General features: G+C 62.4%; 16 protein-coding genes, 1 tRNA gene and 1 pseudogene. 6 read left to right on the top strand and 12 right to left on the bottom strand.

The features are described from left to right. Window positions 1-43: 43 nt before the first annotated feature. On the bottom strand, window positions 44-1,135 hold the full coding sequence (gene xenA, locus IRZ77_RS16890; RefSeq protein WP_046616488.1) for a xenobiotic reductase XenA: 1,092 nt from the start codon (window positions 1,133-1,135) through the stop codon (window positions 44-46). 50 nt (window positions 1,136-1,185) lie between these two features. Between xenA and IRZ77_RS16885 the strand changes: the two genes are divergently transcribed. Continuing rightward, window positions 1,186-1,521, top strand: a complete 336-nt coding sequence (locus IRZ77_RS16885) for an ArsR/SmtB family transcription factor (RefSeq protein WP_046616489.1) — start codon at window positions 1,186-1,188, stop codon at window positions 1,519-1,521. 167 nt (window positions 1,522-1,688) lie between these two features. Here IRZ77_RS16885 and mqo read toward each other — a convergent pair whose 3' ends face one another. Together mqo and IRZ77_RS16875 are read right to left on the bottom strand one after the other, a co-directional pair. After that, window positions 1,689-3,326: a malate dehydrogenase (quinone) gene (mqo, locus tag IRZ77_RS16880; protein WP_108479994.1), complete on the bottom strand. Its 1,638-nt coding sequence runs from the start codon at window positions 3,324-3,326 to the stop codon at window positions 1,689-1,691. A gap of 328 nt (window positions 3,327-3,654) precedes the next feature. Further along, window positions 3,655-3,846, bottom strand: a complete 192-nt coding sequence (locus IRZ77_RS16875) for a YhfL family protein (protein ID WP_046616491.1) — start codon at window positions 3,844-3,846, stop codon at window positions 3,655-3,657. 257 nt (window positions 3,847-4,103) lie between these two features. Between IRZ77_RS16875 and IRZ77_RS16870 the strand changes: the two genes are divergently transcribed. After that, on the top strand, window positions 4,104-4,721 hold the full coding sequence (locus IRZ77_RS16870) for a LysE family transporter (protein WP_025340245.1): 618 nt from the start codon (window positions 4,104-4,106) through the stop codon (window positions 4,719-4,721). A 70-nt stretch (window positions 4,722-4,791) separates the two neighbouring features. Next, window positions 4,792-4,896 (top strand): annotated as a pseudogene (locus IRZ77_RS26980) (addiction module antidote protein); the annotation flags it as partial. 97 nt (window positions 4,897-4,993) lie between these two features. Here IRZ77_RS26980 and IRZ77_RS16865 read toward each other — a convergent pair. The 5 genes from IRZ77_RS16865 to dapA form a co-directional block, all read right to left on the bottom strand. Next, window positions 4,994-5,083 (bottom strand) — tRNA-Ser (locus IRZ77_RS16865). Between the two features lie 91 nt (window positions 5,084-5,174). Next, the gene (purC, locus tag IRZ77_RS16860; RefSeq protein ID WP_004375217.1) at window positions 5,175-5,885 is read right to left on the bottom strand and encodes a phosphoribosylaminoimidazolesuccinocarboxamide synthase; all 711 of its coding nucleotides are present in this window, start codon (window positions 5,883-5,885) and stop codon (window positions 5,175-5,177) included. 30 nt (window positions 5,886-5,915) lie between these two features. Continuing rightward, window positions 5,916-6,674: an MBL fold metallo-hydrolase gene (locus IRZ77_RS16855; protein WP_046616493.1), complete on the bottom strand. Its 759-nt coding sequence runs from the start codon at window positions 6,672-6,674 to the stop codon at window positions 5,916-5,918. Next, on the bottom strand, window positions 6,675-7,796 hold the full coding sequence (gene bamC, locus IRZ77_RS16850; RefSeq protein WP_004375223.1) for an outer membrane protein assembly factor BamC: 1,122 nt from the start codon (window positions 7,794-7,796) through the stop codon (window positions 6,675-6,677). It lies immediately after the preceding gene. A gap of 15 nt (window positions 7,797-7,811) precedes the next feature. Further along, entirely contained in the window at window positions 7,812-8,699 is an 888-nt protein-coding gene (dapA, locus tag IRZ77_RS16845; RefSeq protein ID WP_046616494.1) for a 4-hydroxy-tetrahydrodipicolinate synthase, read from the bottom strand. A 259-nt stretch (window positions 8,700-8,958) separates the two neighbouring features. Between dapA and IRZ77_RS16840 the strand changes: the two genes are divergently transcribed. Next, entirely contained in the window at window positions 8,959-9,519 is a 561-nt protein-coding gene (locus IRZ77_RS16840) for a glycine cleavage system protein R (RefSeq protein ID WP_013973793.1), read from the top strand. A gap of 11 nt (window positions 9,520-9,530) precedes the next feature. Further along, complete coding sequence (locus tag IRZ77_RS16835) at window positions 9,531-10,004, top strand: peroxiredoxin (RefSeq protein WP_013973794.1); 474 nt, start codon at window positions 9,531-9,533, stop codon at window positions 10,002-10,004. A 116-nt stretch (window positions 10,005-10,120) separates the two neighbouring features. Here IRZ77_RS16835 and IRZ77_RS16830 read toward each other — a convergent pair whose 3' ends face one another. Then, window positions 10,121-11,191: an AI-2E family transporter gene (locus IRZ77_RS16830; RefSeq protein ID WP_085600999.1), complete on the bottom strand. Its 1,071-nt coding sequence runs from the start codon at window positions 11,189-11,191 to the stop codon at window positions 10,121-10,123. 19 nt (window positions 11,192-11,210) lie between these two features. Next, window positions 11,211-11,450: a sulfurtransferase TusA family protein gene (locus IRZ77_RS16825; RefSeq protein WP_004375233.1), complete on the bottom strand. Its 240-nt coding sequence runs from the start codon at window positions 11,448-11,450 to the stop codon at window positions 11,211-11,213. A 122-nt stretch (window positions 11,451-11,572) separates the two neighbouring features. Between IRZ77_RS16825 and IRZ77_RS16820 the strand changes: the two genes are divergently transcribed. Beyond that, window positions 11,573-13,009 (top strand): M48 family metalloprotease, encoded by a 1,437-nt coding sequence (locus IRZ77_RS16820; RefSeq protein WP_025340255.1) that lies wholly within the window; start codon window positions 11,573-11,575, stop codon window positions 13,007-13,009. A 109-nt stretch (window positions 13,010-13,118) separates the two neighbouring features. Here IRZ77_RS16820 and nadA read toward each other — a convergent pair whose 3' ends face one another. Continuing rightward, window positions 13,119-14,177 carry a quinolinate synthase NadA gene (gene nadA, locus IRZ77_RS16815; RefSeq protein ID WP_003254747.1) on the bottom strand — a complete coding sequence of 353 codons (1,059 nt, stop codon included), beginning with the start codon at window positions 14,175-14,177 and terminating at the stop codon, window positions 13,119-13,121. Between the two features lie 295 nt (window positions 14,178-14,472). Then, complete coding sequence (locus IRZ77_RS16810) at window positions 14,473-15,981, bottom strand: YdgA family protein (RefSeq protein WP_108480116.1); 1,509 nt, start codon at window positions 15,979-15,981, stop codon at window positions 14,473-14,475. Between the last annotated feature and the right edge of the window lie 237 nt (window positions 15,982-16,218).

Raw genomic sequence — 16,218 nt, 5'->3', positions numbered from 1 at the left:
GTTTACCCGCGAATGGGCTGTGTACAGCAGCCCCCTTCTGAACTCAGCGATAACGCTCGAGCCAGTGCGCATACGGTGCAGGCAAGGTCCAGGAGGCTTTCTCCACACCCAACTCCTTGGCCGCAAAGTAAGCCCAGTGCGGGTCGGCCAGGTGCGCACGCCCTACCGATACCAGGTCCAGCTGGTTGGCCTGCAGCGCTGCTTCCGCCAGTTGCGGCGTACCAAACCCCCACGCAGAGGTAACCGGCAGCTTCGCCTCACGGCGCACGCGCTCGGCAATCGGCCCCATGAACGCCGGGCCCCACGGGATCTTGGTATCGGGAATGGTGAAGCCGACACTCACGCTCAGCAGGTCGAGGCCACCAGTCTTGAAGCGGCGTGCCAGTTCGATCGACTCTTCCAGGGTCTGCTCATCGCGACCGTCGTATTCCAGCACACCAAAACGCGCGGTCAGTGGCAGGTTCTCTGGCCATACCTCACGCACCGCTGCCAAAGTTTCCAGCAGGAAGCGGCTGCGGTTGTCGAAGCTGCCACCGTAGGCATCGGTACGCTTGTTGGAGTGTTCGGAGAAGAAGCTCTGGCCCAGGTAACCATGGGCAAAGTGCAGCTCGATCCATTCGAAACCGGCATCGCGCGCACGGCGGGCGGCATCGACGAAGTCCTGCTTGACCCGGGCGATGTCGTCCAGAGTCATCTCGCGCGGCACTTTTGGCAGATGCGCGCCAAAGGCGATGGCGGACGGGGCGATGGTTTCCCAACCACGGGCGTCGTCGGCAGCAATGTGGTCGTCACCTTCCCACGGGCGGTTGGCGCTGGCCTTGCGCCCGGCGTGGGCAATCTGGATACCCGGCACGGAACCGGCGGCCTTGATTGCCTGCACCACCGGCACGAAAGCCTGGGCGTGGGCATCGCTCCAGATACCGGCGCAACCGGGGGTGATGCGCCCTTCCGGTGCCACGGCAGTGGCCTCGACCACCAGCAGGCCGGCTCCGCCACGGGCCAGGCCGGCCAGATGCACGTGATGCCAGTCGTTGATCATGCCGTCCTCGGCCATGTACTGGCACATCGGAGGAATGGCAATGCGGTTGCGCAGGGTGACGTCCTTGAGGGTATAGGGTTCGAACAAGGCGGACATGGGCAAGCTCCAGAGCTGTTTGATTACGATAGTTCGATCATAATCGAACTATGGCAATTAATGATAGCCCCGTTATCATGACGACCATGCGAGCCTATCAACATCCCAATTCTGAAGACCTTACCCTGGAACGCCTGCTCTACGCCCTGAGCGACCCGGTGCGCCTGGGTATCGTGCGTCACCTGGCGGGCGTGGCCGAAGCCAGCTGTGGCGAGCTGGACGGCGGCCGGCCGAAGTCAAGCATGTCCCACCATTTTCGCGTGCTGCGTGATGCGGGGTTGGTGCATACCCGCAATGTGGGGACTACCCATATGAATTCGTTGCGTAGCGAGATGCTGGCGGAGCGGTTTCCCGGGTTGCTGGACTGCATTCTGCGGCAGCAGTGATTTACCTGTGCCGGCCTTTTCGCGGGTAAACCCGCTCCCACAGGGATAGCGCTGGCCACAGGCTTGGCGCTATTTCTGTGGGAGCGGGTTTACCCGCGAAAGGGCCGGTACAGGCAACAAAAAAGCCACGAGGTCTCCCCCGTGGCTTCTTTCAAAACAATGGCCGATTACAGCGCCATGTCATTCTCAGGCTTGCTCTCGACCGGCTGGCTCGGTGCAGCCGTGGTGCCGACACTCTCGTCGATCACCGGTGGCTTCTCGAGCTGCAGCACTTCAGCGGTGTAGTTCCACTCTTTCTGGGTGGCCGCCGCCGAGTCGTTCAGCTTGGTGCCGTAGCTCGGCACGATCTGCTTGATCTTGGCCTGCCACTCAGGGGTGGCGACCTTCTCCTTGAACACGGTTTCCAGCACGTTCAGCATGATCGGTGCAGCAGTCGAAGCACCTGGCGATGCCCCCAGCAGGCCGGCGATGGTGCGGTCTTCGGAAGCGACCACTTCGGTGCCCAGCTTCAGCACGCCGCCCTTCTCGGCATCACGCTTGATGATCTGCACGCGCTGGCCGGCCTGCCACAGGCGCCAGTCTTCCTTCTTGGCGTTCGGGAAGTAGGTGCGCAGGGCTTCGAAGCGGTCGTCGTCAGACAGCATCAACTGGCCAGCGAGGTATTCCACCAGCGGGTACTGATCGATGCCGACCTTGGTCATCGGCCACACGTTGTGGGTGGTGGTGCTACTCAGCAGGTCCAGGTACGAGCCGTTCTTCAGGAACTTGGTCGAGAAGGTGGCGAATGGACCAAACAGGATCACGCGCTTGCCGTCAAGCACGCGGGTGTCCAGGTGCGGAACCGACATGGGTGGCGCGCCGGTCGAGGCGATACCGTAGGCCTTGGCCATGTGCTGCATGGCCACGGTCGGGTTCTCGGTCACCAGGAACGAGCCGCCCACCGGGAAGCCCGCGTATTCCTTGGCTTCAGGAATGCCCGACTTCTGCAGCAGCTTCAGCGCGCCGCCGCCGGCACCGATGAACAGGAACTTGGCGTCGGTGGCCGATTCGCTACCGTCCTTCAGGTTCTTGTACTCGACGTGCCACGAGCCGTCCTTGTTGCGAGTGATGTCCTGCACTTCGCTGGACAGCTTCAGGTCGAAGTTTTCCTGGGTTTTCAGGTGGCCGACGAACTGGCGGGTGATCTCGCCGAAGTTGACATCGGTACCGATTGGCGTCCAGGTCACGGCCAGCTTCTGGTTCGGGTCGCGGCCTTCCATCATCAGCGGGACCCACTTGGCGATCTGCGCGTGGTCCTCGGAGTACTGCATCGGGCGGAACAGCGGGCTGGCCTGCAGCGCGTCATAACGCTTTTTCAGGAACTTGATGTTGTCATCGCCCCACACGAAGCTCATGTGCGGCGTGGTGTTGATGAACGAATGCGGGTTCTTCAACACGCCCTGGCGGACCTGCCACGACCAGAACTGGCGGGAGATCTGGAAGGCCTCGTTGATTTCGATGGCCTTGGTGATGTTGACGTTGCCGTCCTTGTCTTCCGGGGTGTAGTTCAGCTCGGCCAGCGCGGAGTGGCCGGTACCGGCGTTGTTCCAGCCGTTGGAGCTTTCTTCGGCCACACCATCCAGGCGCTCGACCATTTCCATCGACCAGCTTGGCTCCAGCTCGTGCAGCCAAACGGCCAGGGTAGAGCTCATGATGCCGCCGCCGACCAGCAGCACATCTACTTTCTTGGTTTCTGCGGCGTGCGCTTGCATGACGCTTGCAGCGACAGCCAGACCCAGCAAGGTCTTGCCAGCTTTCTTGAACATTGATCGATTCCAGTCAGGAGAACAGAGGGCGGGCCTGTGGCTGGCCCAGGTAAAGCGTGTTCTGCAGCGCAGGCTTGTTGTTGATCATTGTTCAGCAGCCAGAGAACCAGAAAACGACTCGGCCTTTTGTCGAATTGACCGACACGGCTGAATCGTTTTTCCGATTGTAGCTTAAATGCCAGCACAAACAAATTGCCACCCGGAGCGTCAAGGCGACGGGTTGCCTCAGTGGCAGATTGTCACGCGGAAAAACAAAAACCCCCGATCACGGAAATGACCGGGGGCCTTGGATCACGCTGCAAGCGTCGCGATCAGGGTACCGCCAAGATTACTGCTGCTGAGGCAGTTTATCGATCGGGCCGCAGCCACCGATGATCTTGGAGATGGAAACCGAAGGGTGGAACAGGTAGTCGTAGCTGCAGTTTTTCGGCTGGTTGTAAACCTGGCCGGTGCAACCCGACAGCAGGGCAACACCCGAAACGACAGCAACGGCAACGGTAGCCTTGAACAGCTTTTTCATACTAAGTCCTTTAAATGAATCATCTAAGGCCATCATTCTGATGGCGGCGGGATGATACAGAACCCAAGCATTGGATCCAAGCTTCAAGGTGCAGTTGTTGGTTGCACGTGTGCAACAACTAGTTGCCGTTGTAGGAAATGTCCCGCACTTCTGAAATTTGAGCGCCTGTTTTCAATTTTCGGGCAGATGGTTGAAAAGCGGACCGGTGGCGACGATAGTCTTGAACTCTGCCTACGCACCATCAACAGGAGTTTTCCATGCTCGGCGTCACCGACTACGGCGCGTTCGTCATCGCCTTCATCATCGTCCTGGCCATCCCCGGGCCAGGCAACTTCGCCCTGATCACCGCCACCGGCAAGGGCGGGATCAAGGCAGGCATGGCCGCGACCTGTGGGGTTATCCTGGGTGACCAGGTGCTGCTGTGGCTGGCGGTGGCTGGTGTTGCCACCCTGCTGGCGGCCTACCCTGCCGCCTTCCACGTGGTGCAATGGGCCGGTGCTGCGTACCTGGCCTACCTGGGCCTGCGCATGCTGCTGAGCAAACCCGGTGGCGCGCCGCGGGCCAGCCGTATGGACAACGGCCAGTACCTGCGCCAGACCATGATGATCACCCTGCTCAACCCCAAGGCGATCATGTTCTACATGGCATTTTTCCCGTTGTTCGTCGACCCGGTGAAGCATCAGGGGCTGGTGACCTTCGGCTTCCTCGCGGCGACAGTGGCAGTGGTGACCTTCCTGTACGGGTTGATTGCCGTGGTGCTGACGCACCAGTTGGCCGAGCGCATGCGCGCCAACCCACGGATTGCCAATATGTTCGAGCGGTTGGCGGGGGCTTGCCTGGTGGGGTTCGGCATCAAGCTGGCCGCGATGCGCTGACGGCCCTGGGGGCGCTTTGCGCTCCCGGTCCTACAGTTGAAACTCAGAATAATCCCCTTCCTTGTAGGCCAAGGGCGGCGATAAAACCCGTTTTTCTACAATTCAGAAGCTGATGCTTGCCTTGGGCGTAGAACTCACCTACAGGCTGCTCAAGAAGCTCCCCGCGTCTTCATAGGCTCGCCCGCGCAAATGGGATGCTCGCTACGAACAACTTCGCGCCACACAACGAAAAAGCCCCTGGAAACTTTCGTTCCCAGGGGCTTCATCTTGTATGGCGGAGAGATAGGGATTTGAACCCTAGGTACTGTTGCCAGTACAACGGATTTCGAATCCGTCCCGTTCGACCACTCCGGCATCTCTCCAATGCCGCGCATCATACCAGCGTTCTTTTAAAACGCAAACCTTTTTTTAAAAAAAATCGCGTGGTATCAGGCGCTTGCGTGAACGTGCCGCTTACAGCGGCACGCCCAGGCGCTTGGCAACTTCTTCGTAGGCTTCGATCACGTCGCCCAGGCCCTGGCGGAAGCGGTCCTTGTCCATCTTCTTGCGGGTCTCTTTGTCCCACAGGCGGCAGCCGTCCGGGCTGAACTCGTCGCCCAGCACGATCTGGCCGTGGAATACGCCGAATTCCAGCTTGAAGTCGACCAGCAGCAGGCCGGCGTCATCGAACAGCTTGCTCAGGACTTCGTTGACCTTCAGCGACAGCTTTTTCATTTCGGCCAGCTGCTCGGCGGTGCCCCAGCCGAACGCGACAACGTGAGATTCGTTGATGAAGGGGTCGCCCTTCTCGTCGTTCTTCAGGAACAGCTCGAAGGTGGACGGCTCCAGCTTGATGCCCTCCTCCACGCCCAGGCGCTTGACCAGGCTGCCGGCGGCGTAGTTGCGCACCACGCACTCGACCGGAATCATGTCCAGCTTCTTCACCAGGCACTCGTTGTCGCCCAGCAGCTTGTCGAACTGGGTCGGCACGCCGGCTTCTTCCAGTTTCTGCATGATGAAGGCGTTGAACTTGTTGTTCACCATGCCTTTGCGGTCGAGCTGTTCGATACGCTTGCCGTCGAACGCCGAAGTGTCGTTACGGAACAGCAGGATCAAGCGGTCGGCGTCGTCGGTCTTGTAAACCGATTTGGCCTTGCCGCGGTAGAGTTCGTCGCGTTTTTCCATGATTGGGCTCCGCTTGCTTGAGGTGTTGGGCTAGGCGATTTCGCGCCAGTCGAGCCCGTGTTCCTGATTCGCCACCTGGAGCCAGTCCGGGTCGCACCCAAGGGTGTCGACGAAGCACTGGCGAGCCAACTGTGGCAGGTTGTTCTTGCTGCTGAGGTGGGCCAGCACCAGGTGTTGCAAGTTGCTCCAGCCCAACTCGTGCACCAGGCGCGCGGCCTGGTGATTGTTCAAATGCCCTTGCATGCCACCCACCCGCTGCTTCAGGAAGGCCGGGTAGTGACCGCGTGCCAGCAGGTCGCGGCAGTGGTTGGCCTCGATCAACAGTGCATCCAGGCCCTGATAACGCTCCAGCAGCAGCGCGTCGTACGAGCCAAGGTCGGTCAGCATGCCGAAGCGCCGCTGGCCGTCGCTGACCACGTACTGCAGCGGCTCGTAGGCGTCGTGCTCGACCCGCGCCGCGGTCACTTCCAGGCTGCCGATACGCAGGCTTTCGCCACAAGCGAGAAAACCGGCCACCTCCACCGGCTTGCGCATGCCGCGCAAGGTCCCCTGGCTGAGGTAGACCGGTACATTGTAGCGCCGTGACAGCAAGCCGACCCCATGTACGTGGTCGGCATGTTCGTGGGTAACCAGTACCGCACTGAGCTGGGCCGCCGATACGCCGAGCAGCGCCAGGCGCCGCTCGGTCTCGCGCAGGGAAAACCCGCAATCGACCAGGATGAACGTGTCACCACTGGCGATCAGCGTGCCGTTTCCCTGGCTGCCGCTTCCGAGTACCGCGAAGCGCACTTAGCCCAGGTGGTCCTGAATGGCGCTCAGCACGCGGCGGGCGACATCGGCCGGGGCCACGGTGTTGATGTTCTTCTCGACCGTGACCTGCACGCTCTCACCTACCTTGCTCAGACGAACCTGGTAGCGTTCGGCACGGGCTTCACGCTCTTCCTTGGTCGGCTCGCTGCCGAACATGCGGCCAAAGAAGCCAGGCTGGTTCTGCTTGTCTTCAGGCTTTTCAGACAGGTTGATGTAGTACAGGCCCAGGCTGCGGTTGATGTCCTCGACACGCCACTCGCCACCCTGCTCCAGGGCACGGCCCACGCTGGACCAGGCGCGGTCCAGGTCGGCGCCCAGGTACAGCACCGGGTTGCCGCTGCCGTCTTCGCTCAGGCTGACGCGGCTTGGCGCGTCGAAATCGCGCGCGGCCAGCAGCGATACCGAACCGCCCTTCTCGGCGCTGCGGTTCATGCTGGCAAGCATTTCGTCGACCAGCAGGGCATCGGCACCGGTGTTGCTGGAGGTGGACGGGAAATCGGGTTCGGCAGTGCTGCCAGCCGGGCGCTCGACGCTGACCACATACACCTCGGAGGTGTTGCGCTGCACACCAGGCTCCATGCGCACACGCACGCGCACTTCGCTGTCAGCGCTGCTCGCAGTGCTGGCCAGGCGCTGGCCGAGCGAAGCCGAAAGTTCGTCGAAACGCTGCCAGGTGGTGTTGAATTCGCCGGTCTGCGGGCGCTCTTCGGCGATGCGGAAGCCGTTGTCTTCGAAGAACTGGCGGGCCACAGGCCATACTTCGGCCGGCGAATGCTGGGCCAGCACCCAACGGCTGCTGCCGCTGCGCTGCAGGCTGTAGTCGGTAACCTGGGCGGCGCCACCGGTCATCGGTTGCGGGCGCGGCACCTCGAACTCGCCGGTGGCGCTGTCGTCGGCGACGTTGCGCGGGATCGGTAGCAGCGGGTCAAGGCGCTTGACGTTGCTGGCGTCCGGCGGCAGCTGCATCGGCGCAGTCGGGCGCGCCTGCAGGTAATCGCTGCCGCGGTCGCGGAAATAGCCATCCTCGCCCCACAGCCAGCCACACCCACTGGTGCTGGAGATGATCAGGGCAAGGGCGGAAAGACCAGCCAGTCGCTTCATGCGGTGTACTTCCTCTTAAACCAGTACGCCGGACTGGCGCAAGGCAGTACGGACTTTTTCGTGGCAGCCTTCGCTCAGCCAGGTCAGCGGCAGGCGAATGCCTTTTTGCATCAGGCCCATCTCGACGAGCGCCCATTTCACCGGGATCGGGTTGGCTTCGCAGAACAGGTCCTTGTGCAGCGGCATGAGTTTTTCGTTGATTGCGCGGGCCTTCTCGGCATTGCCCTCAAGGGCGGCCTCGCACAGGTCGGCCATTTCGCGCGGGGCGACGTTGGCGGTGACGGAGATGTTGCCTTTGCCGCCCATCAGGATCAGCTCGACGGCGGTCGGGTCATCGCCGGACAGGACGATGAAGTCCTTGTCGACGCCATCCAGGATGGCCTTGGCACGGGCCAGGTCGCCGGTGGCTTCCTTGATGCCGATGATGTTCTTGACCTTCGACAGGCGGATCACGGTATCGGCCTGCATGTCGCAGGAGGTGCGGCCGGGTACGTTGTAGAGAATCTGCGGGATGTCGACGGCTTCGGCGATGTGCTTGAAGTGCTGGTACAGGCCTTCTTGCGTCGGCTTGTTGTAGTACGGTACCACCAGCAGGCAGGCGTCGGCGCCGGCATTCTTGGCGTTCTGGGTCAGGTGCACGGCTTCAGCAGTGGCGTTGGCACCGGTGCCGGCGATGACCGGGATCGGTTTGTTGCTGCGCTTGACGCGCTCGACCACGTGCTTGATGACCAGGATGTGTTCTTCGACATCCAACGTGGCGGACTCACCGGTTGTGCCGACAGCGACAATCGCGTGGGTGCCGTTTTCCAGGTGGAAGTCTACAAGTTTGTCGAGGCTGCCCCAGTCCACACGCCCTTGTGCATCCATGGGTGTGACCAATGCCACCATACTGCCCGCAATCATGTAACTGCTCCTGCCGGAAAAAGAGAGCGGTAATGGTACTGGGGGCATCGGCCTTGCACAAGCGAAGCAGGCGGGCGGAGCATTCCCCTCGGCGCCTTATTTCGCTACCCTTGATGCTTTGATCGGTGCAGCGCGGCCCGCCGGGCCGTCGACCTTGCTCCCCGCCAGCGTCCACGACCTCGCATGCGAGCCCCGGGCCCTGCCGACAGGAGGCTTTCGCCCGTCCTGTGCCGACCGCTCATCGCTTTAGGAATGCTGCATGTCCACCCCCACCGTCCGCGAACAATTCCTTGTCATCAGTGCCCTGGGCCCCAACCCCATGGAGCTGGCCAACGTCCTCAGCCGCGCTGCCTTCGAAAACCGCTGCGCGGTGGTCACCTCGCGCCTGAGCCGCCACGGCGAGACCAGCGCCCTGGTACTGCAGGTAGGCGGTAGCTGGGACGCCCTGGCGCGCCTCGAAGCCATGCTGCCTGGCCTGGGCAAGAAGCACGGCCTGACCCTGGACGTGGTGCGCAGCGCCGACCAGGAAGTGCGCCCGCAGGCCCTGCCCTACGTGGCCTACGTCAGCGCCGCCTACCGGCCGGACATCATCAACGAGCTGTGCCAGTTCTTCCTCGACCACCGCGTCGAGCTGGAAGCCATGACCTGCGATACCTACCTGGCGCCGCAGACCGGCAGCAGCATGCTCAATGCCCAGTTCACCGTGATTCTGCCGGCCGGCACCCAGATCAGCTGGCTGCGTGACCAGTTCCTGGACTTTGCCGATGCCCTGAACCTCGATGCGCTGATCGAGCCATGGCGTCCACAGAACCCAATGTAAGGAAACCGAACATGGCTGTAGCACTCGACCAACCCGTTGCCGACTTCCAGGCCCAGGCTACCAGCGGGCAGACCGTCAGCCTGGCCGAGCTCAAGGGCCGGCAGGTGGTGGTGTATTTCTACCCGAAGGACAGCACCCCGGGCTGCACCACCGAAGGCCAGGGCTTCCGTGACCAGCACGATGCCTTTGCCGCGGCCAACACCGTGGTGTTCGGCGTGTCGCGCGATGGCATCAAGTCGCACGAAAACTTCAAGGCCAAGCAAGGCTTCCCGTTCGAGCTGATCAGCGACAAGGACGAAGCCCTGTGTCAGCTGTTCGACGTGATCAAGCTGAAGAAGCTGTATGGCAAGGAATACATGGGCGTTGACCGCAGCACCTTCCTGATCGACAAGGACGGTGTACTGCGCCAGGAATGGCGCGGGGTGAAGGTGCCCGGGCATGTGGATGCAGTACTGGCTGCTGCCCAGGCCCTGAACAAGGCTTGAGATCGTTGGGGGGGCGCTTTGCGCCCCTTTCGCGACACAAGGCCGCTCCTACAGGAAATCGCGTATCCCTGCAGGAGCGGCCTTGTGTCGCGATGGGCGGCAAAGCAGCCCCAAAATTACAGCATCGGTGACACACTAGGCTCCTGCCGCGGCCAGGCATCCAGCACAGCCTTGATCAGCGTCGCCAGCGGGATGGCAAAGAAGATCCCCCAAAACCCCCACAACCCGCCAAACAGCAACACCGCGCAGATGATCGCCACCGGGTGCAGGCTGACCGCCTCGGAGAACAGCAGCGGCACCAGCACGTTGCCGTCCAGCGCCTGGATGATCGCGTACACCGTCATCAGGTAGATGAACTGGTCACCCCAGCCCCACTGGAACAGTGCGATCAACGTCACCGGCACGGTCACCACCACCGCGCCCACGTAAGGCACCACCACCGACAGCCCTACCAGCAGCGCCAGCAACGCGGCGTAGTTGAGCCCCAGGCTGATGAAGGCGATATAGGTGGCGATGCCGCAGATCAGGATCTCGATGCCCTTGCCGCGGATGTAGTTGGCGATCTGCCGGTTCATCTCGCTGCCAACCCGGTTCAGCAGGCTGCGCTGGCGTGGCAGGTAGCCGCTGACCCAACGGCCGATCAGTTCGCGGTCCTTGAGAAAGAAAAATACCAGGATCGGCACCAGTACCAGGTAGATCATGGCGTTGACCAGCAACGGCAGGCTCGATAGCGAGAAGGTGAGCGCCCACTGGCCGAACTTGCCGATCTCCCCGCGCACCGACTCGATGGCATGCAGCACCTGCTCGTCCGACACCAGGTGCGGGTAGCGCTCGGGCAACAGCAACAACAGCGACTGCCACTTGCCGAGCATGCCCGGCAGTTCGTTGAACAGGGTGATCAGCTGGTGCCACAGCAGCGGCACCAGCACCAGCATGAACACCGCCAGCGCGCCCATGAACAGGGCGAACACCAGCATCACCGCCAATCGGGAGGGTACCCGCAAGCGCTCCAGGGCATTGACCAACCCTTGCATCAGAAACGCCAGCACCATGCCCGCCAGCACCGGCGCAAGCATGCCACCCAGGGTGAGTACCGCGGTAAAAGCAAGGAACAGCAGGACCGCCAGCACCACCGCTTCCTCATCGGAGAAGTAGCGCTGCATCCAGTCGCGAAGCACTTTGAACATTGACGATCCTTGGAAAGACTCAGGCCTTGCGCAGCCAGTAAGTGTAGGTGCCGGCCTCGGCCGTTTCCCGCAGCAGGGTATGACCTGCCAACTGGGCGAAAGTGCGGAAGTCACGCTGGGAGCCGGCGTCGGTGGCGATTACCTTGAGCACCGCGCCGCTGGCCAGGCGGTTGAGCTCCATCTTGGCCTTCAGCAGCGGTAAAGGGCAATTCAGCCCGCTGGCGTCCAGTTCGGCGTCACAAGTCAGGGTTTCACTCATTGCGGGGCTCTCCAACGGTATTGCCAGGCGGTATCTGGATTTGGCCGGCTAGGATAGCGCCACTGGTCGCCAACGTGTGAGCCCGCTACAGTAGGTATCTTTGACCGACGCGAGCTTCATGCATGAATCTACTGCGCCCTACCCTGCTGACGCTGGCCTGCCTGTTGGCCCTTCCCGGCCATGCTGACGACCTGCCATCACTGGGCGACGCCAGTTCCGCGATCGTCTCGCCACAGCAGGAGCACCAGCTCGGCCGTGCCTGGCTGAGCCTGCTGCGCGGCCAGGTCAACCAGCTCAACGACCCGCAGCTGAAGGACTACGTCGAAACCAGCGTGTACCGCCTGGCCGAAACCAGCCAACTGCAGGACCGCCGCCTGGAATTCATCCTCATCGATAGCCGCGAGCTCAATGCCTTTGCCGCCCCGGGCGGTATCGTGGGGGTCAACGGCGGGCTGTTCCTCAACGCCCAGACCGAAGGCGAGTACGCCTCGGTACTGGCCCACGAACTGGCGCACTTGTCGCAGCGCCACTTCGCCCGCGGCGTCGAGGCCCAGCAGCGCATGCAGCTACCGATGATGGCGGCGCTGCTGGCCGGTATCGTGCTGGCGGCCGGTGGCGGCGGTGATGCCGGTATCGGTGTGATCGCCGGTACCCAGGCGGCAGCGATCCAGGAACAGCGGCGCTTCTCGCGGCAGAACGAACAGGAAGCCGACCGCATCGGCATCCAGAACCTGGAAAAGGCCGGCTACGACCCGCGCAACATGCCGACCATGTTCGAGCGCCTGGCCCGGCAGTACCGTTACGATGCAAAGCCGCCGGAATTCCTGCTGACCCACCCGGTAACCGAGTCGCGTATCGCCGACACCCGCAACCGCGCCGAGCAGGCTCCCAAGGGCGGCGTCGAGGACAGCATGCGCTACCAGCTGATCCGTGCCCGGGTGGCGCTGACCTACGAAGGCACCCCTGGGCTGGCGGCCAAACGCTTCCGCGCCCAGCTGGACGAAGACCCCAAGCTGGACGCCGCGCGTTACGGCCTGGCCCTGGCGCAGATCAAGGGCGGCCAGCTGAACGAGGCGCGCGAACTGCTCAAGCCGCTGCTGGCCAAGGCGCCCAACGACATTACCTACAACCTGGCGCAGATCGACCTGGACATCACCAACAACCGCCTGGCCGACGCGCAGCAGCGCGCCGAACGCATGCAGGGGTTGTACCCGGGCAACTACCCGCTGAAGCAGGTGCGTGCCGATCTGCTGGTGAAGCTGAACAAGCCCGCCGAGGCGGAAAAGGTGCTGAACGAACTGGTGAAGAGCCGGCCGGATGACCCGGACGTGTGGTACGACATGGCCGAAGTGCGGGGGCTTTCGGGCAATACCATTGGCTTGCACCGGGCGCGGGCCGAGTACTTCACCCTGGTGGGCGATTTCGACCAGGCGATCCAGCAGCTGGATTACGCCAAGCGCCGGTCGGGTGGGAACTTCCCGTTGGCAGCACAGATTGACCAGCGCCAGCGCGAGATCATGGAGCAACAGCGCATGGTTCAGGAAATGATGGGGCGTTGACGGCCCTTTCGCGGGTAAACCCGCTCCCACAGGGACCGCACCGCCCGTGAGCGCTGTGCTGTCCCTGTGGGAGCGGGTTTACCCGCGAAGAAAGCGACGCGGTCTGGCGTCAGGCGTTACCGGACAACTTCAGGCGCGCTGCCTGGGTAAAGTCCAGCATCCGGTTCAGCGGCTTGATTGCCTTCGGCACCAGCGCCGGGTCGACGAAGATCTCGTTCGTGCCATTACGCAGGCAATCCAGCACCCGCTCCAGGGTATTCATCGCCATCCACGGGCAATGCGCGCAGCTGCGGCACGCCGCGCCATTACCGGCGGTGGGGGCTTCGACGAACTCCTTGTCCGGGCACAGCTGCTGCATCTTGTAGAAGATGCCGCGGTCGGTGGCGACGATGAAGGTCTTGTTCGGCAGGGTCTGGGCAGCCTTGATCAGCTGGCTGGTGGAGCCCACCGCATCGGCCAGCTCGATCACCGCTTCCGGCGACTCGGGGTGCACCAGAATCGCCGCATCCGGGTACAGCGCCTTCATGTCGGCCAACTGGCGCGACTTGAACTCTTCGTGAACGATGCAGGCACCGTCCCACAGCAGCATGTCGGCACCGGTTTGCTTCTGGATGTAACGCCCCAGGTGCTGGTCCGGGCCCCAGATGATGGTCTCGCCGTTGTCCATCAGGCTTTCGACGATTTCCAGCGCGCAGCTCGAGGTCACCACCCAGTCGGCACGGGCCTTCACGGCAGCGGAAGTGTTGGCGTAGACCACCACGGTACGTTCGGGATGCTGGTCGCAGAAGGCCGAAAACTCTTCTACCGGGCAACCCAGGTCGAGCGAGCAGGTAGCCTCCAGGGTCGGCATCAGCACGCGCTTTTCCGGGGTGAGGATTTTCGCCGTCTCGCCCATGAAGCGCACACCGGCGACGATCACGGTTTCGGCCGGGTGGTTTTTGCCGAAGCGGGCCATTTCCAGCGAGTCGGACACGCAGCCGCCGGTTTCTTCGGCCAGCGCCTGGATGACCGGGTCGCAGTAATAGTGGGCGACCAGCACGGCGTTCTGGGCCTTGAGCTCGGCAGCAATGGCCGCACGGTATTCGGCCTCCTGCTCGGCTGTCAGCGGGTTGGGCTGCTTGGCGTCGAGGTGGGCCTGAACCAACAGGCGTTCGGAAATCTGGGTCATGATCGCTGGACCTGCAGGCGCGTGCGCGCGTCGAATCGAGTGTATCACCCGGCCCTGACAGATCGGCTAAGGGTGCCGGACGGCACGAAGGCCGCCACGGCCCTCTGCGGGCGCGGATTATTATCGGAGGCCGAAGGCTACAGACAATCCAGCGAATTCTAAAGTGGTTTTTGTTTTGCCTGTGCTGGCCTCTTCGCGGGCACGCCCGCTCCCACCGTTACAGCGCTGCCCTCAGGGGCAAGGAGTAACCTGTGGAAGCGGACGCGCCCGCGAAAAGGCCGGAACAGGAGAAACGTCAGCCCTGCGGCGACAGGGCCGCCAGGTGCGAGGCCATGAGCATCGCGAACTCTTCCACGGTCATCTTCTTGCCGTTGAAGTCGACCATGCCATCGGCATAGTGCAGGCTGCTTACCACATCGTTGCCCTGCACGGTGGCCATGCCACTCTGCAGCGCCATCATGCCGACCATTTCCCCGGCCTGGCTCGATTGCATGGCAATGGCTTGGGCGTCGGTCTGGCCATCCAGCAGTGCCTGCAAGGTTGCCAGGTCGCCGATCATAGGCTTGGACAACGACAGCTTGCTCTTCACCTCGGTGATCAGTTGCTTGCTCAATTGATCAGGCGGCAGGTCGAAGCTGGCCGGGGCGGCGAAGCCCATCGACAGGTCAAAGCGGCTTTCGCCATTGGCGGTCCTGAACGACAGGTTTTCCACTGCCACCCGGGGCTTGGCAGCCAGCAACTTCTGCAGCTCGCCCTGGAACCTGGCCTTCTCCTCATCGTCCATCTGGATTTCCGGCACCGGCTGGCCAGCGGCAGTTGCGGCCTCGAATTCCGGCAGGTGCGCCTGGTACCACGTCGACAGCGCCTGTAGCGCCGGCGCGTTGACCGACGTGATGCTCACTGCCATCTGCGCCTTGCCCACCGCACGGCCATCCCAGGTGATATCCCCGACCTTGTACTCCACGCGGCCACCCACGGTATCCGGGCCCTCAAGGGCTTGCAGGGCGTTCTGCTCCAGCCCCTTGACCACCAGCACCTGCTGTTTCGGCCCCAGAGTGACCTTGGTTTCGGCCAGCGCCAGGTCGACATTGCCTACATAGATGGCCTCGTGCGCGGTGGCCGCCAGCTGGCCGCCGACCTTAAGGCCGTTGAGCTCGAAAGTGGCAGGCGGCTGGTCATCGCGTACCAGTTTCATCACGAACCGATCGGCCTGGCCGTGGAAGCTCGAGGCCTTGCCTTCCTGGTCACCACTGACTTGCAGTTGCATGCCCGAGAAGTCGAGGCTGTTGCCGTCCGCTTCGTCGAGCTTGACTGGCGCCAGCTGGACCTGGCTGACAACATTGCCATCGTAGCCCAGGCTGGTCTGGGCACTGACCGGGGCCTGCTCGCCCGCTGCGGCAAACCACGGTGCGGTGGCGTCGTCCTTCTGCAGCGTGCTGTTGCTGACTGCCAGCACCGGCATCAGCTTAAGCGCCTTTACCCGCGACCAGGGGAACGGGCCGTGCTCGATCTGGTCGGTAACGCCCACGTCGAAATTCACAACTTCGCCTTCGCCCAGGTTGATATCGCGGGCCTTGAGCCGGTACTGGGCGGTACTGCTGAAGAAATGCTGCTCCAGCGACACCCGTTCGATGCTCATGCTGCCACCGGTACTCACCAGGGCCTTCTTGAGTTCTGCGTTGCTGCGGACCAGGGCGTTGTCCAGCTCCGCAGGCAGCTGCTTGCCGGTGTACCAGGCACCAGCGGTGGTTACGACGGCAATGGCGATAGCCAGGCCGGAAAGGATGCCAACTGATTTCTTCATGAATAGAACCGATTGCTGTCCATATGGGCTTCGTAGGCGGCCAAGGGCCACACAGGACGCCAAGAGTACCACTGCAGCCCAGCCCTGGCGCTGGCCAGTCTCGAGAAATCCCGTTTTTGGGAAACGCCTGACATATCTTCCAAGTGCGACCGGCCTTCGTTAATTTTTGCGAACACCAAAATTGATCATAACCGCAAAAAAACGCGCAAAAACCGAACAAAACCCCACTTTAATCGA

Origin of the sequence: Pseudomonas pudica, from assembly GCF_015680405.1 — a bacterium.
Classification (GTDB): Bacteria; Pseudomonadota; Gammaproteobacteria; order Pseudomonadales; family Pseudomonadaceae; genus Aquipseudomonas; species Aquipseudomonas pudica.
Note: the sequence above shows the minus strand (reverse complement) of the source record. Positions and strands in the feature narration are given on the sequence as shown.